The sequence below is a fragment of the Candidatus Aenigmatarchaeota archaeon genome, assembly GCA_016932615.1.
GTDB lineage: Archaea > Aenigmatarchaeota > Aenigmatarchaeia > QMZS01 > QMZS01 > JAFGCN01.
The window spans coordinates 12,367-29,742 of record JAFGCN010000008.1 but is presented as its reverse complement, the minus strand read 5'-3'; the positions used below and the strand labels follow the sequence as shown (position 1 = coordinate 29,742).

Sequence of the window (17,376 nt, the reverse complement as noted above, 5' to 3'; positions counted from 1 at the left end):
GGAAAAACAGAATATCCTGAATATAGAGAAGCATTTTGGAATACTAAAAGTAAAATATGGGAGAAAAGTATAAACTTAGATTTGAAAATATCGACCTGGAGGTCGAAATATTCACAGACCGGGGTTTTATTCCCAGCTATGAAGTCAATTTTCCAAAGCTTGACGAAGGCACGGGAGCTTTATACCTGGAACTAAAGAACAGGATGATTTCCGAGCTGGAACTCACCTCCCTGGGGGGAGAAAATATTGAAGCTGTAAAAAAAGAATTCCGGCAAAAGGCAGAAAAAGAAATACAAAAAGTCCTTCCAAAGGTGGAGGAAGGCACAAAAAATTACCTGATTGGGCTATTGATACAGGAGATGCTCGGTCTTGGAAGAATCGAGATTCTTCTGCAGGACCCAAACCTTGAAGAAATAGTCATAAACTCCGCAAAGGAAGGCATCAGTGTTTACCACAAAAAATACGGCTGGACTAAGACAAATATACTCATAGACAAGGAAGAGGACATCCTGAATTATTCCGCCATTATCGCCCGTTCCATAGGAAAGCAGGTAAATGTGCTAAACCCCCTTCTGGATGCACACCTTCCAACCGGTGACAGGGTAAACGCAACACTGTTTCCCATATCAAATGAAGGAAACACGATGACCATCAGGAAATTTCGAAGAGAGCCCTGGACAATAACTGACTTTATTGAAAATAAAACCATCTCTCTTGAAGTCGCTGCCTTCATGTGGTTTTCGGTACAGTATGAGATGAATCTGATTGTTTCCGGAGGCACGGGCACGGGAAAAACCAGTTTCCTCACTACACTCCTATCCTTCATGCCTCCAAACCAGAGAATCCTGTCTATTGAGGATACAAGGGAGATTAAGCTCCCAGATTTCCTGCACTGGGTGCCAATGGTCACAAGAATGGCAAACCAGGAAGGAAAAGGAGAGATTAACATGCTTGACCTCCTGATAAACGCGCTTAGGATGAGGCCTGACCGGATAATCCTTGGAGAAGTAAGGCGAAGTCGTGAGGCAGAAGTTCTTTTTGAGGCAATGCACACCGGCCACAGCATTTGCGCAACGCTTCATGCAGATACTGCACTCCAGACCTACCGCCGGCTTACCAGCCCGCCAATTTCAGTTCCGGAATCCCTCATGGAAGCGGTAGACCTGTTTGTAGTGATGTTTCGTGACCGCAGAAAAGGAATAAGAAGGGTTTACGAAATCGCAGAAGTACTGCCACAGTACGGACGGGATGTCGGAACCGAAAAGATAAATACTTTGTATAAATGGGATGCCGCCACAGATACATTGGCGCCATACCATGAAAGCAAAAAAGCAATTGGAAAAATGGAAATGCTCCTGGGCCTCTCCCGCCAGGAAATACAGGAAGACCTTAAAAAAAGGGAAAGGGTGCTGGAGTACATGCTAAAGAAAAACATCCGAAACGTCAATGAAGTAGGCAAGATTACCTCTGGATATATGAAAAATCCTGAAGACATTCTCAAGAAAATATGAGCTACAAAACGCTAGGTAAAAAGCTAATCGGCTTTTTTCCAGGGCTGGAAGTAAATCTTAAGCATGCCGAGATAAAGTTAGCGCCAGAGATGTATCTTGGAAGGCTTGTCATGGCTTCAACATTTTTCTCCACACTAATGCTCGCCATAATGACTGTCATTTACGTGATTTTCAGAAATCCCGGGCTCCTGATGTTCCTCATAATCATCCCATTGGCGGGTTTTGGAATTACCTTCTTTTATGGCATGTCCTACCCGCGGCTCATAATATCAAAGAGGACCGCAAACCTTGAGAAAAACCTCCTCTTTGCGCTAAGGCATCTTTTGGTAGAGATAAGGTCAGGAATCTCACTTTATGAAGCGTTGCTATCTGTTGGGAGGTCTAATTATGGCGCCCTTTCCGAAGAATTCAAAAAGATGACAAAAATGATTTCAATGGGGGTTCCTGAAAATAAGGCAATGGAAGAGGTAATGATTAAAAATCCCTCAACGAATTTCCGGCGTGCAATGTGGCAGATTACCAACTCCATGCAGGCGGGCTATGATGTGGGGGATACTATTGAAGAACTAGTAAAAGAATTTTCGATGGAGCAAAGAACTGCCATCCGGATGTATGGCGCCCAGCTTAACTCTCTTGCGCTTGTATATATGATATTTGCCATAATCCTTCCCTCAATCGGTGTGTGCTTTCTCATCATACTCTCCTTTTTCTCCAAGTTTCCCGTCTCCCAGGGGATACTTATGCTCCTGATGGCAGTGGTGACAATCTTTCAGTTCATGTTTATTGGAATAATAAAATCCAAGAGGCCAAAAGTAGAATGACATACCAGACTAGGATGGGGAGATATCTTAAAACCAGCGGGCTTGACCTAGAATTGGAAAAGTTTATACAACTGGCCAGCGGCATATTTTTGGCACTCTCTCTCCTGGGAATTGTCGCATACTTTCTGCTTGGCCCAAAATATTTCCTTATCACAATCGGGCTGGCCTTTCTGGCTGAAGGAGTAATGCACTATTCCCTCGTATCACTCTCAAAAAAGAGGGCTGCTATTGCCGAAGAAATGCTTCCAGACGCACTCCGGCTTATTGCTTCAAACCTCAGAGCAGGAATTATCCCTGAAAAGGCGTTCATTGACAGCGCGCGCCCAGAATTTGGGCCGCTAAGCCTGCAGATAAAAGAAGCTGGAAAGGCCATGATGCTTGGAAGCCAGATAAAGCACGCATTCATGAAGATTCCAGAGAAGATAGATTCCGACCTCTTAAGAAAAACCGTAAACCTGATTGCTGAAGGAATTGGCAGGGGCGCTAACCTCTCCTCTCTTCTCGACGGGCTTGCAGACGACATGAAAAGCACCATGATGCTGAAAAAAGACATAAAGGCCCAAGTCGCCTCTTACTCAATGTTCATCATGCTCGCTATAGGCATAGGCGCGCCTATCCTTTTCTCGGCATCCCTGTTTTTAGTAGAAACCCTCATAGGTTTGGGCTCGATTCTTCCAAGCGAAAGCCTAAATGCAGGAGGCATATCCCTTAGTTTCACAGGCCTACTCATAACCAAAGAATTCCTGCTATACTACCAGATAGGGCTTATGTGTGTTTCTTCCCTGTTCGGGGCAATCCTGATAGGACTCATCTCCGAAGGAAAGGAGTTTGCTGGAATCCGTTACATACCCATTCTGCTCACAATGAACCTTGCGCTTTTCTACTTCGTGAAATTCACCGTGCTTGCAAACTTCTCGATATTCTAAAGAATAATCCAAACCACTCATCTACTTCTAGCAACAGACCTACTTGCAACATCTTTCCCTTGAATCCTCTGCTCTATCTCCTTAAGAGCTGCCTCATGAAGAGCTGTTCGTTCCCTGTTGGTTGCCACGCACTCTTCAGGCACGATCACCCTAAAACCTAGGCCCAAGGCATCAAGAGCGGTAGATCTAATGCAGTTTTCGGTAGTCAAACCCACAATAGTTAGCGTCGTTATACTATGTTTCTTGAGAAGGGCCAAAAGAGAGGGGTTTGAAAAAGCGCTGTAACCTTGTTTTACAATCACAGCATCAGCAAACTTTTTATCTATCACAAGTTTTGAGCCCTTCGTGCCCTTAACACATATGGATTTCCCTTCTCCAAATTGTCCCAGAAAGTATTGTGAAACCACATATACGACCAGCATTTTTCCCTGGCTCTCATGTATCTGTGCCTCAATATTTTCTTTTGCTTTAAGCATCGGGCCTATATCCTTCCCGGACTTTACATAATAGCCATCACTTGCCAAAAAGTCCCTTTGCATATCTATTACAAGGAGGCACTGCTTCTCAGGAAGGTTCATTATAATAGTTCTTTTAAGTATTCTGAATCTGATTAATGATTCTGTACGAGAAAGATTAATGCAAGAATCCACACTAAAAAAGCGGCTTGGTGAGTCGGCTATTGAAACACCAAATTTCCGTCAATCTTCTTGTTTTTAACTTAGTCTGGCATTGCCCACCCGAAAACTAACGAAAGCAGTGCCAAAAGATAACTCCCAATCAAAAGATTAACTGATGCAGAAAGACCAAACGAGGCGTATATCCAGATTAACACAGATTTCTGAGCATGAAAAGCTTATAGGCCATTATAAGAGTTGTTATAAGCATAATCCCGCCAAGGGCAAGAGATGCAACTATAAGGGGGTTGTGGAAATAAACCCGGAGTAACTCACCCCCAGAGCAGATACTGCCTGCATCTGTTTAAATTGCAGAGAGATTACTGAAAGGGCCAAAAACATATTCAAAAAAACAAAACCTGTAAATGCCCAAACAACACCCGGCCGACCCATGATTTGCATAATATTATCCACACACATGCTTGCTGCTTAAAGACCCTCAAGGAACTCAACTTCCCTTGAAAGAATCTCCAGGCGCCCTTCAGCAATATAGTGAAGACCTGAAGAAATGTCCTGGCGAATTTCCTCAAGAATACCATTCATCCGGGAAACATTATGTCCCTTGCTCTCAAGCTTTGCTATCCTGCCCTGCACATCTACAAACTTTGAATGGGTTATCTGTGGGTGGTGCTCAGTATGCTTCTCCGAAACCTTTGGGCGCTTTGAAATCACCAGCACTAGTGCAACTGCAAGAAGCAGCAACACAAGTGCGAAAGCTCCCCAGGCAGGCTGGCTTTCCGGCGCTCTGTTGACAGAAACGCAGCCATTGCCCGAAGAATCACATCCACCAATGCAAAGCTCTACTGTCACCCAAGTGCCCGCCCGGCATTCCTGAAACTCACTATCAATGCATCTGTGCGCACCTGACCTGCAAGAATCGACCTTCGGACCTCCATAAATTGGCGGCTTCTCCTCTGGCTGTACCTGCGGAGTTGTGTTTGCAACAGTCCCACCGGAAGCGCCAAAGTACTCGTGGATTTCCTTAAGGGTAATATTTGTAGTCGTCGCTTCTATCCCGTTAAGCTTTATGTAAAGGTCATAGTAATAATCGCCATCAAGGTCAATCTTTGCATCATCGCCAATGGGCAAAATCACTTGGATCGGGTCACTTGAAACATTCAAAATTGCCATCTCAGTTGTTGTGTTCACAACCCCAACATAATGCACTTCATCAGAGATATTCAGCTTAAGCCGGTGCCGGTAACGAAGAATTGTCGTGTAACCGGCAGCCATACTCTCTTTAGAGACTGTGTGGGTTCCATACCAGTACCCACTACTCGTACCGGTTACAGAAGAACTTCTTGGGCCGCTCGATGGACTTCCCGGCAAGTCTGCCTGAGTGTATGTGACGAAACTCGTAAAGTGCTTTGTCCAGACCACAAGGTCATTTCCAGAGTCAATTTTGCAGTCACTTCCATAGGCAAGCGCGTCGCCAGAGTCCTGTGAATCATTTGCGCAGGTGGCAGTAATTTTCGTAAATGTCCCGTCCCTGTAATATCCGGCGTATTTTCCTGCCTCACCGGGGATAAGAATCCTCACTGCCCTTGTAAACACTAGATGAACGCTTCCGGAACCCAGCTCAACAACTTTTGAAACAGTCGCGGTCTTTCCACTGTCAGGCGTCACAGTGACAGAACCATCAGCAGCAATCTCAGGCAGGTCAACCTCGCCAGACCACCCAGAGCTTCCATTAATGGTAGTGTTTGCAGGAATGAAAACTTCAACAATGCCTTCTGAGGTATTGGCAGAAACATTAATCGAGCCATTAAGAATTGCATACCGGTCAGTTCCGGTATCATTAAGCAATATTCCCAGGTCAATTGAGGCATTTGTTATGTCCGATGGGACGCTGATGTGGGTATCATTGTTTGACTCCGGCACGACAAGGGTTGTCTCAGTTGAGTTCACGGTCACGTTCTCCGTTAAGATTGCAGCAGACCCACCCAAAACCACATAGCCAACGCTGGTAGTGTTTGTGTTTCCGGCGTCGTCAGTTGCCGTGCAGTTAACCCTGAATACTCCAGGAGCTGAAGTGTCTACTGAGGTATTTACTGTGGAGACATTTGCGTCAACATTATCCAAAGCTGAGCAGGTTATCTCAATGGAATCATTCACATTAACTATTGTCGCATTTAGAGTAAGTGTTATCAAGTGAGGGGCAGTCGCGTCAACCCTTATGGTGAATGAAGAGACATTGCTGTTTCCGGCCCTGTCAGTAACGTTTAGGGTCACGTTGTAATTTCCGTCTCTTTGCACAATCAGGCTTACATCTGACGGGCCAAATGAGGTTGAGCCATTTGCTGATGAAGACAAATTTCCAGTAGAGTTGTATGCAGAAAGCAGCCAAGACTGAATGTTGGCGTCACCTGCTGTGGCAGTCACAAGAAGAGTCCTTGAGCGGGTCCAGTCTCCAGAAGCATTGCCATTTATGCTGGAGATTGCTGCGGCAGGGCTCGTAATGTCAAGTGTAATGTTTACGGATTCTGAACTATTCCTTCCTGACGTGTCATAGGCAACTGCAGTGATATAATAAGCGCCTTCTCCCGAAGCATAAAGGGTCAGCAGGTAATTTCCATTTGCAGAGCTCGAGTTTGAATAAACAAGCCCCCCGGTTGAATTATAAACAGAAACGTTTGTGTAGTTCAGGGAGGTGTCAGTTACTGTCAGGTTGACCGAAATTGCAAGAGTGTTCTGATAAGCCCCGCTTGCAGGAGAGATTACCGTAATGCTCGGCCCCTCAGCGTCGACAGTAATGTTTGAGGTGGTCACAGTGTTGGTATTTCCTGCCAGATCATAAGAAACAGCAGTGATATTGTAAGCGCCGTCCTCGTAAGCAGATAAGTAAACACTATAAGCTCCTGTGCTTGTGCTTGTTGTCGAGTTTACCACTATGCCCGTGGAAGCATTTATGAGGGAAATGTTTGTGTAGTCGAGGTTTGCTTCTGTCAGGGTAAGATTTATCTCTATAACCTGTGTGCTGCTGACGGAATTGTTAATAGGGCTTGTAATTGAAATGGCTGGGTTTGTCGTGTCAAGGATGAAGTAGTTTGAGGAGTCCTCTGAAACTGGGTTTCCGTCAGAGTCCACTGCCCCGGTAATATGAACCTGGTATACTCCATCTCCAGTTGAAGCGTTGAAGTTATACCAGCTGGTCCATCTTGTGGAGTTTGCCCATCCTATTGGAGTCACGTTATAGCTGGAGGCATTGCTTACTAATACGGAAACATTTGAGGAGGTGTTCATCGCCGTGCTAAAGTCAACAGTAAATGTTACGTTTCCGGCCTTTACGGGAGACGGGTCAGACAATGTAAGAGCTACTGAAGGAAGATCAAATGAAACCACCTGAGGCCCGACTCCTGAAAAGTGAGGTATCTCCATCCAGATCATCCTTGTAGAAGTATCCCGGTAGCAAAGTCCTTCGGTCAGGTTCTCGTTTGCTTCAGAGCAGTAAACTCCTGTCCCGTTAAGGTATTCCTCATAGGAATTATTAAGGTAGTCCTCGTAATCGGTTCCAACAAGCTCGCTTGTGGTGTTCCCATCAGTTCGGTTCCAGATTACATTAAACTCCGCATCATAAAGGACCGGAATTGACATCCTTATGCTCATGTTATCCAAGGCTTCTGAGTAAGGCATTCCGATAAGCACTCCTGAGTAGATTTCAGGGCCGCTGCTTCCAAACTTCCAAGCCGCGTTCAGGTCATCTCCAGTGAAGTTCTGGGACAATGCCGCGTCAGGAGGGCCTGAAGCCATAAGGTCTGTTTTCATGTAGTGGACTGACAGGTTGCCTAATATTATCCTAAGGCTTATGTCTCCAAGAAGTATGGCTTTAAGAGGGGAGAACTCATCCTTGCTCATGTCTGACATTAGGTAGCAGTCCTCAGATGGATTAGGGACATCGCAGGAGGAGTTTGATATCATGAATTCCATCTTTATATCCTCCAACGCCTGTTTGGTTTCGGGGTCAAACGGCTCAAACTCCCTCAGGGTAACATTGCAGACTCCGCTCTGGCAGGACATGAATTCCGTAGACTCGCTTCCTGATAATACCGTGCTTCTGACAGGCACCGAAAGAGGGGCACTTGTCTGGGAGTAAACTGTGAGTTTTTCAAGGCCCTGACCGCTTGCCAAGACCATACTGAAGCTTCCATTCTCAGCATTAAGCATCTTCTGGTATTCTGCCTCCCCCGCATCAATCCTGGTTTCTATAAATGAGCTTTCAGTCTCAAGCATCTCACCGTTGCTGTCAACAAGGTTGAAAACCACGGCAGTAGTATTTACAACATTTGTGGAGTTCCAGTCGCCGGAAACATTATTCACGCTTATCGGGTAATCAGAGCCGCTAATAAGCTCGCGCATTGTGAAGTTGTAAATGGTTTCAGGAAGAACCATTCCCTCTACAGAGATCTTATGGATCCCCTGGTAATAAGTGCCTGATTTTGAAGCATATGCCACAAGAAGCACATCTGAATGTGCCTGGGTTGCAGGAAGGTATATGTTATATGTGCCTGCAGACCGGTTGTAAGAATCGTCATAGGTGGTGTCATTCTTTGGCCACCTTTCCATCTGACCTATATTGAATGGAAGCGAATCCTGGTCAAAGAGCATCTCGCCAGCCCCAAGCATATATGCAACTATCCAGAATGAGTCAAGATCAGTCAGATTAATTGAGCCGGTCATGTTTGTAAGGTTCATGTCCCCCGTAATTTCAGCATCTATCAGGTAAGTGCCGTTCTGGATCGTGCATGTTGCATTCACCCCTGTGGTGCTAAGGTTATACCCTGTTGAATTGCACCTAGAGGAAATATCTACAAAGTCGACATAAACCTGGAATGATGCATCAGGGAAAAGCATAAGAGAGTAGTTCCTCTCAAGTGGCGCCGCAAACCACCGCTCGTTAGAATCCTGGCCCTGGCTGTTTGAGACCGGGTAGCCAAGCTTCTTGTCTTTGAGGTTATAATCAAAATTAACATAGGTCTGGTTGAAGGTAGGCGTCCATTCCGGAGGGCAGGTGGGTCCAGGGCAGGTTTCGTTAGTATTATTGGGACCCGAGCGGTAGTCCTTTCCAAGAGCCCTTACATGGAAGGTTACAGCTTCCTTAAGGTAAATGGTTGCGTTACCAAGACCCCAAGGGGCCTTAATCTCCATTTCAGGGACATCTGGGAGGGAAGGGCCGATATGCATTGCATAGTTGCCTTCGCTGTCATTATATCTTGCAGCGCTAAGCCGGTAAGATATCTCCATTGGCCCGAAATACTCTTCCTCATAAGAAATATTCATCCCGGGCACGTTCTCGATAATAAACTCGCCATTCTCGTCAGTCAGGCCGGTAAATGTCCCAATGACGGTTTCGCCATCCATGCTATGGGAAACTGCGTACATTGAAGCAACAGCTCCCGACAGATTATTGCCCTCTGAATCCTTGACTGAGCCGGTATAGTTGAAGGTAGTTGCAATGAAAACCATCTTGCTGAAGTTACTTGTGGTATTATCCTTTGCATATGCCTCTATCAAGAAAGAAGTTTTTCCAAGCCCGTCAGAGGTGTTTACCAAAATTGCAAAGTTAACCGGACCCTCGCCGCAGAAAAAGCCCCCCGACCCGTTATCCTCCCAAAAAACAGCGCCCTCACGGGCAGATACCGAAGAATTCACAGAGTTTGTCCAGTTGCTCCCAAGGTAGGTGAAGTTATGGGGCAAATGTATTGTGAGGTTTTCAAGGCACGACTGGTCACCTGCCTGCCTATAAACCGTAAAGTTAAGCATTTTCGGCTCGCCTCCAATAAGAACATAAGGCGAAACGATACCCGACCTCCATGAGCTAAGGCCATCATTCCAGTTATCTCCTCCACCACCCATATTGCCCTGAGCTGTAAAGAATGCCTCGTTTTGGCTGTAAAAGCTGTATTTTATGCTGCCTCCCTCCATTCCGGAAACGCCTGCCCTGACAGCAAATTCATGTCCCGCTGTCGGACCGTTAGGAATTATAGTGTTTATACTGAATTCCACAGTTATTTCCCCGGACATGGAAGTTGCAGGGTTATATGAATCATAGCCATACCCTGGCGTGAAATTGTAACCTTCAGCATTCCAGGAAACATTATTCCCACTAAGGTTAGAATAGTTCCCATAAGTGCCATAACCAAAGCTGTAGCCATAAGCGCCGCTATAAGTGGCATTGTTGACAAGCCCGGTAATATTTATCATGTGGCATGGCTGGACATCACCATTTACGCTAGTATCATATTGGAGCGTATTAAACTCAAAGTAGCAGGTATCTTCTGAAGATTCATTCAGGTTTGCCAGGTGGATTACTATATAGTCAAGTGGAACGTGGTCATTTGCGTGCAGGTCTATAACCATTCGGTAATTGTATGTCCCTCCATTTGCACCATTTGGATAAAGGCCTATGGATATAGCGTTTGCAGGGCCCGAAAGCAAAACAACTGACAGAATCAGCATGCTTATAAACAGAGAAACTAGCTTATTATCTTTATCAGATAAAAATTTTCCAATACCAGATCTCCTTAAAGAGGAGCTCTCCATCAATAATTTTGGGAGTATTATATAAATAACAAGATATACCTAAGAATAGTGCCTGGTTTCTGAAATAGATGTTCTTCTGACACTTCTTATCCTTAACAACGCTGGTCAGGCCACATTATCAGATAAGATTTCATTCCCCAGCATTTCTCTTCCAAATGACCTCCAAACCCTGAAAACCAAATATCGCCAAACAATTGGGCATTAGTTGTTGGTATATCTTAGCTGGAGAACGGCTTCCTTTTTTTTCTTCCTGCCTTTTTTATTGTGTTTCCAGAGGGCAAAGACGAGCAGAACTGCAATCAGCAGAGCTATGCCTAAAGTTAATGCAAAACCCCCTATAGTTAGAGTTGGTTTTCTGGAAAGGACATTCAGGAAATAGTCCCCAGTGGCCAGAGTATCCATATTGTAGACCCGGGTACTCTGGTTTGTGTTTCCAGCCAAGTCATAAGCAGTTGCTGTCAGTATATACTGGCTTTCATAGGGAACTTCCAGCTCCGCCAAGAAACTTCCGTTCTCGGTAACTTCTGTAGAATTAAGGATCTCCCCGGTGGAATTAGCTGCCTGAATGAGTGTATAATTGAGGCTCAAATCTGTCGAATTCACCATTATTGCAAGAACCGGCCTTCCTGAAAGGGTCTTAAAGGATACTGGGCCTATACTGACCTGCGGATTTGTTGCCTCAACTGAAAAGTGCCTTAACAAGCTTTGGCTTATGTTGCCTGAAGCGTCCCTTGCCCAAAGGCGAAAGGAATATTCCCCGTCCGGCAGGTCTGTGAGGTTAGCATAAAATCCCCAATCTGTTGCATTGATTCTCCTCAGGTTTGTCTGGTAGATCATCCTGATCTCTTCCCCAGTAAGGGAGCGGCTGAATATTCTTATTTCATCTATCGCACCCTGCCAGTAGCGGTCTGTGCCGCCATACCCATACCCGATATAAAGTGTGTTTGTCATGCTGTCCGCCATATCCAACCACTTCTGCGAAGCGTCCGGCTTTCCGTTGACATAAATGGAAAAGTTTCCGTCAGTGGAATCATAGCCAAAGCACACATGAAAATATTCTCCTACTGGGAGAACTTCTCCCCCCATGATAGTAGTTACTGAGTCTCCCTTGAGATTCCATAACCCCACCCTCAGCCGAGTGCCGTTTGAGGAGTTGGCAATGTAAAACATGAAGATATTTGGAGAGGGCCTGTTTGCGAAAAGAAGCTTTGAAGCAGTGATGCTGCCATTGTCGTTTCTTGCCCAGGCGCAATAAGTCCAGCTCCCTGTCGTGTTAACAACATCCGTTTCTGATAGATAATCATCCACCCCATCAAGCCACATTGCCCCGCCATATCTTCCCCGATCGGTCCACGAAGCGCTATGGATTGTGGCATTATTCGCGTAAGTAGAAAAATCTGCCCAGGCAGACATATTATCAAAATCCATTGCCAGGACAAGAGAATCGTCATATATAGTATAATTTGTCCCTCCCCATTCCAGGGTAAGTTCCTGAAGGCCAAACGCCTGCAGGGTCGAGTTTATCTCCACTCGGCTTGACCTTAGTATCGACCCATCCACTGGCGTCGGGCTGGAAAAGTCAATCGGAGATGCGTCAGCAAATGCGGGGGACAAAATAAGCAGCACGACCAGAAAGTCTGCAAAGAAAAGCTTAATCATTATTAGTCTTCCTCAAGAACTAAAATAGACAGGAGAATTATCAGCAGGCCGGATACTATCGGTATAATATAGCCCAATTGCCCCATTGTCTGCACCTTGTACCAGACAAGAATCATGCCTGCAATGCCAAGGAACGCTGCAAGGCAGTAATCAAATCTCACAGGTCTGCTTTTTTTGAACACATTTTCCCCAGGAGGATAGACAAAGCTCAATATTCCAAAAAAAATGACTGTAGGCAAGAGATAGCCCGCATTGATGACTTCAGCAAACGGGATATACTGCCTGATAAGGATTACCAGGAGAAACGAGACTAAAAGTGTCTGAAAGACCCAGCTAAGGCGGACCCTTGCGGCATTTTCGGTTTCTGAGCCAAGCACTCTGGCTAACTTGCCATGGTGCCGGATAAGGCTGATTTTAGGCAGCATCCTTTGGACCACCAGATATATTGTTGGGCTGTATATAATCCCTGTGAATATTCCAAAAGCAAAGGAAAGCCAAATAAGCTTTTCTACCATGCCTGGATAAGCCAGCGGTAAAAATTCACGGGCAACCAGATAGCCAAAAAATGACAAAAGCGAAAGAAGAAAAAAGTTCAAGGAAATTTCCCTGATACTGGTAAGGTTCATAACTAAATAACCTCAGATAATTATGAAGCTTGTAGTGATGATTCCTGCGTTTAACGAGGAAGAATCCATTAGAAAAGTGATCAGAGCGATACCACGCAAAATTGAAGGCATTGATAAGGTTGAAATTTTGGTCATAGATGATGGCTCGGCTGATGATACTGCCAAGGCAGCGAAAAAAGCAGGTGCTAGTAGGATAGCGGTTCACAGAAAAAACCGTGGTGTGGGCTCGGCCTTCAACACTGGCCTTGAAAATGCGCTGGAGATGGGCGCAGACATTATCATAAACACTGACGCTGACGGCCAGTTCAGCGCAAAGGACATTCCGCGGCTGATAGAGCCCATTCTCAAAGAAAAAACCGACGTAGTCATTGGCTCACGGTTTCTTGGCAAGAACCCTGAAATGCCCTTCATGAAAAAAGCAGGAAACCTCCTCTTTTCCTGGCTTACGAGAAAAATCTCCGGGGCAGACCTGACCGACACACAATGCGGCTTTAGGGCGTTCACCAGGGAGGTTGCCCTCAGGACAGTTCTTTTCGGAAAATTCACTTACACTCAGGAGTTCATAATACGTGCAGCCAACGGATGCTTCAGAATAACCGAAATACCAATAGTGGCAGAAAAGAGAAAAACCGGAAAATCAAAAGTGGTAAAAACCTGGTACCTCTACGGCCTCAAGGCAATTTCGATAGTCCTTAGAAAATACACTGACACACACCCAATCCTTATTTTCGGGGCTCTGTCCCTGGCGGTATTTATTGTGGCATTGTTTCCTTTTGCATGGGCCATGTTTTACTACCTGCAGACCGGGCATTTCACAGGAGTGCTTGGCTCAGCAATGCTCGCCGGATTTCTTTTCCTGACATCCCTCATCACCCTAACATTTGGTATACTCGCCGACATGTTTGTCAGGCAGCGGATTTTGCAGGAAGATATTTTGTACCGGCAAAAGCTTGAGAGGTACGGAAAAAGATGATTTATATTACCCTAGGAAGCAAGGCCCAGCTCATAAAAATGGCGCCAATAATGGTTGAGCTAAACAAGCAGAATATCAAATATAGGTTTATTTTCACCGGACAGCACAAGGAAACCATAAAAGAGCTAATAGACGTTTTTGGCCTTAGAAGGCCGGATTATACACTCTATAAAGGAAAAGACATTACCCAGGTCTTTCAGATGGCCTCCTGGTCAGTAAAATGCCTTGTCCACACGGCAAGAAACAAAAAAAAGATATTCCCAAGCAAAAATGGAATTGTCCTTGTGCATGGTGACGCCTTCTCCGCGCTTTTAGGCGCGATGATGGCAAAGATGTCAGGCCTCAAAGTAGGATATGTCGAAGCAGGGCTTAGGTCAAACGATATCTGGAACCCTTTCCCGGAAGAGATAACCCGAAGGATTGTTTCAAGAATGGTTGACTATCATTTTTGCCAGGATGAAGCCGCGATGAATAACTCGAAAAAATATGGCGGCAAAAAAATAAACACCCGCCACAACACACTCTATGACGCCCTCATGTTGGCAGTCAGGAACCAAAATAAGATAAATGTGGACATTCCTGGCGAAAAATATGGCCTCGTCTCGATTCACAGGTATGAAAATATTTCAAGCGAAAAAAGGCTTGATGAGATAGTTAGGAGCATGGAAGAGCTGTCCAAAAACATAAGGCTCTTGTTCATACTCCATAAGCCCACTAGGGAAAGGCTCAAAAAATACGGCATTTATGGGAGGATTAAGAAAAATCCAAACATTGAATTAAGGCCGCGCTATGATTATTTCAGGTTCATAAAGCTTGTCTGGAATGCCGAGTTTGTCATAACCGATGGAGGAAGCAACCAGGAGGAATGCTCCTACCTTGGAAAGCCCTGCCTTCTCATGAGAAGCAAGACCGAGAGGTTTGAAGGGCTCGGAAAGAATACGGTAATTTCAAATTACAACCGCAATGTACTTATGGACTTTGTCAAAAATTACCACTCATTCAAGCAAGTAAAAAACCATTGCAAGAAAAGCCCATCAAAGATTATTGTCAATGCAATAGCGGATTTTAAATGAATATGGACCGGCATCTTAAAGAGGTTTCAGAAAACTGGGATGGGATCTGGAGAGGTCATAATAGATCAACAAAGCTAAACCAAAAACTGGAAAAAGCGTTTTTCCGGCTATTTCCGCTACCAAACTCAAGCAAGCTGATTTTTGATAATCTCCTTGGCATCTGCCAAAGTAATCTCCAAGGAAAAAATATTGCCGAGTGCGGCTCAGGAACCGGACTGATATCAAAACAGCTCGCAAAAAACGGGGCAAATGTTACCCTGATAGACATTTCTCCAGAGGCCATAGACCTATCAAAGAAAAATCTCTATGGGCTGAAAGCTCAGTTTATACAGGCATCAATAATGAGCCTTCCTTTGAAGAGCAATAGCTTTGATCTTGTGTGGAACGCAGGAGTAATTGAGCATTTTAAGCGCGAGCAGCAGAAAAAAGCAATAAGCGAGATGGTCAGGATAGCAAGGCCCGGAGGGTTTGTGGTTCTTTTCAACCCCTGCGTTTGCGGAAAATATTATCTTAAGATGAAAAGCATTGCAGAGAATAAGGGAATCTGGCAGGCCGGTTACGAAAGTCCGTTTGAAACCCTGAACGGCCTGATTGAAAAAAAATATCCTGTAAAGGAATATTCTATTGGGTATTGGACGCAGTTTCAGTATGGCAAATACCATTTCAGGAACAAAGCTCTTCAAAACATGTGGATACTTGGGTTTGAACTTGCCAGCAAGCTTGCAAATCCACTTAACAAAAGAGAGGGTTATTTTTTGGTGACGATTGTAGAAAAAAGTTAATGAAAAAGTAAACTTGCTAAGGGAGGTAATCATATGAATCCAAATTAGTATATGCTTGGAAAAAAAGCAGAATCGATATGCAAGGTAGCCATTCTTCTTGTATCTTTGATTGTGATTCTTATTGTTGGTGCCTTTGCAAGCATAAATGAGTTGGCATCTGACAGCTCTTATTATGGCATCATTTCTCATCAGATGCTAAAAGAACAGAAAATAGTTTACGAAACAGAAGACATAAACAGCGGCAGACCAGTATTATACCCTCAAGGATACATTGTAATGAATTCCATAGGACTTATTTTTATTGGAGATAATTTCAATAAAGCCATAATCTTTTTTGCATCGCTCACATACCTGTTCCTTGTCTGGTCACTGATTGAAAAAATCCTAAAATTAAAGGGTTATTCCCAGTTGATTGCTCTCATCCTTACCTCAGTTCTTTTTCTTGGAAGCGCTTTCTTTTACGCAATACTTAGATACAAGATGGAAACTTTCTGGTGGCTATTTGGTTTGTTCATAATCTACCTTGCATATCTTGCCGATACAAAAAAATATTCCAATCGTCCTCTTGGTCTAATGTTCATTTTTGGAGCTGCAATGATTGCGTTCAAGCAGATAGGACTACTTGTGATTCCTCTTCTCGGCTTGATATCCTTATACATTATTTCCCGAAGAGGCTTGAAAAATGTAAATCTACTTCTTGGGTTATGGCTTATATTGGCGGTGCTTTGCGCTCCTTTTTATCTAGCAATGTTTGAAAGCACAGGCAGCCTTCTAGGAAACCCCACGCAAAAAGTTCCGGTAATAGACAAAATGGAACTCAATTTATTTGACGTTCCAAAAACGGCAGTCTATTATAAGACGGATATAACTCCGGAAGGCTATTCCTCGGAAGAAGTGCAGAGTGAAGACCTAAACGAGATATATGATAACCTGTCTGACCCACGGCAAATGGGCCTTCCTATCCAGGGCGCAATGATCTTGGCCCTAATTGCTTTTTCCCTTCTTGTTCTTCTTAGGAAAAGGCTTGAGCTTCTCCTGATATCCATCTTAGCAACCATATTACTCTCAATTCTCGGATTCCTAAAGCTAGGAGGAGCTATATGGTTCTACTTCATGAATTCTAACTTTCTTATACTGCTGCTCATACTCATATTTACAGCCGTAAGCCTTGACAAGGCAAAATCATTTATTTCACACAGGCTTCTGGCAATTATTTCTGCGCTTGTAGTCGTAGTATTTCTTATTTCAAGCTTCCCTCTCGCGCAAAACACTTACCTGCGTTTTGAAAAAAACAAGCAAATGACAGATGATGTAAAAAGCATAATCCTCCCAGAAGGCAACGCGCTCAGCAACAGGGCATACGAGTTTGCATACTACCTAGACAAAAAAATATATGTTGGCGAAAGGAAATATATAGACTATGTGGAAGATAATCCCGAGTCAATAAGGATAAATTCGGGTTACGCTGCATTCATGGAAAAAAATCTTAGTGGCTTTGACAAATTTGCAAATGAATATAATCTTACTTCGCTGGTTCTTGCAAAATGGCAAAGCGGATATAAGGCACTAAGGGCAAACCAAACAATGTTCCTTGAAGAGTCTGGCAGGCTCAACAAGACCTATGAAAGTAGTCAAGTGGTGGTCTATGACATAAACCTTCCAAAGTAAACTACATGCCAAGAGCATGGGCATTAACGATAATTAACATAAGCTTCCGGGTAAATCATGTTGCTAATAAAGTAGGTACTGACATCCCAATGCACTACAGCCAGGGAACTATTATTGTCCAGC

11 protein-coding genes are annotated in these 17,376 nt (G+C 44.4%); 7 read left to right on the top strand and 4 right to left on the bottom strand.

Annotated elements, in window-relative coordinates; genetic code table 11:
• Nucleotides 1-56: 56 nt before the first annotated feature.
• Genes JW727_02035 through JW727_02025 form a run of 3 tightly spaced genes read left to right on the top strand, consistent with a single transcriptional unit; the run spans nucleotide 57 to nucleotide 3,258 of the window.
• Nucleotides 57-1,511 carry a type II/IV secretion system ATPase subunit gene (locus JW727_02035; protein ID MBN2094801.1) on the top strand — a complete coding sequence of 485 codons (1,455 nt, stop codon included), beginning with the start codon at nucleotides 57-59 and terminating at the stop codon, nucleotides 1,509-1,511.
• A complete protein-coding gene (locus tag JW727_02030; protein ID MBN2094800.1) occupies nucleotides 1,508-2,332 on the top strand; it encodes a type II secretion system F family protein in 825 nt (274 codons plus the stop codon). Before JW727_02035 ends, JW727_02030 begins: the two co-directional genes overlap by 4 nt.
• The gene (locus JW727_02025) at nucleotides 2,329-3,258 is read left to right on the top strand and encodes a type II secretion system F family protein (protein ID MBN2094799.1); all 930 of its coding nucleotides are present in this window, start codon (nucleotides 2,329-2,331) and stop codon (nucleotides 3,256-3,258) included. Before JW727_02030 ends, JW727_02025 begins: the two co-directional genes overlap by 4 nt.
• Nucleotides 3,259-3,275: 17 nt before the next feature.
• Here the strand turns inward: JW727_02025 and JW727_02020 are convergent, their stop codons facing one another.
• The 4 genes from JW727_02020 to JW727_02005 all read right to left on the bottom strand — a co-directional run bounded on the left by JW727_02020 (nucleotide 3,276) and on the right by JW727_02005 (nucleotide 12,757).
• On the bottom strand, nucleotides 3,276-3,836 hold the full coding sequence (locus JW727_02020) for a cysteine hydrolase (protein ID MBN2094798.1): 561 nt from the start codon (nucleotides 3,834-3,836) through the stop codon (nucleotides 3,276-3,278).
• A 525-nt stretch (nucleotides 3,837-4,361) separates the two neighbouring features.
• Nucleotides 4,362-10,388 (bottom strand): S-layer family protein, encoded by a 6,027-nt coding sequence (locus tag JW727_02015; protein MBN2094797.1) that lies wholly within the window; start codon nucleotides 10,386-10,388, stop codon nucleotides 4,362-4,364.
• Nucleotides 10,389-10,673: 285 nt separating this feature from the next.
• Entirely contained in the window at nucleotides 10,674-12,131 is a 1,458-nt protein-coding gene (locus tag JW727_02010) for a hypothetical protein (GenBank protein MBN2094796.1), read from the bottom strand.
• Between the two features lie 2 nt (nucleotides 12,132-12,133).
• Nucleotides 12,134-12,757, bottom strand: a complete 624-nt coding sequence (locus tag JW727_02005; GenBank protein MBN2094795.1) for a hypothetical protein — start codon at nucleotides 12,755-12,757, stop codon at nucleotides 12,134-12,136.
• Between the two features lie 22 nt (nucleotides 12,758-12,779).
• Here JW727_02005 and JW727_02000 point away from each other — a divergent pair, with 22 nt between their 5' ends.
• From JW727_02000 to JW727_01985, 4 genes are read left to right on the top strand one after another with little or no spacing between them, the layout of a single operon-like run.
• Complete coding sequence (locus JW727_02000) at nucleotides 12,780-13,730, top strand: glycosyltransferase family 2 protein (GenBank protein MBN2094794.1); 951 nt, start codon at nucleotides 12,780-12,782, stop codon at nucleotides 13,728-13,730.
• Entirely contained in the window at nucleotides 13,727-14,803 is a 1,077-nt protein-coding gene (locus tag JW727_01995) for a UDP-N-acetylglucosamine 2-epimerase (GenBank protein ID MBN2094793.1), read from the top strand. Before JW727_02000 ends, JW727_01995 begins: the two co-directional genes overlap by 4 nt.
• Nucleotides 14,804-14,805: 2 nt before the next feature.
• Nucleotides 14,806-15,585, top strand: a complete 780-nt coding sequence (locus tag JW727_01990; GenBank protein ID MBN2094792.1) for a class I SAM-dependent methyltransferase — start codon at nucleotides 14,806-14,808, stop codon at nucleotides 15,583-15,585.
• A gap of 51 nt (nucleotides 15,586-15,636) precedes the next feature.
• Nucleotides 15,637-17,253, top strand: coding sequence for a hypothetical protein (locus JW727_01985; protein MBN2094791.1), 1,617 nt, complete (start codon nucleotides 15,637-15,639; stop codon nucleotides 17,251-17,253).
• The last annotated feature ends 123 nt before the right edge of the window (nucleotides 17,254-17,376 follow it).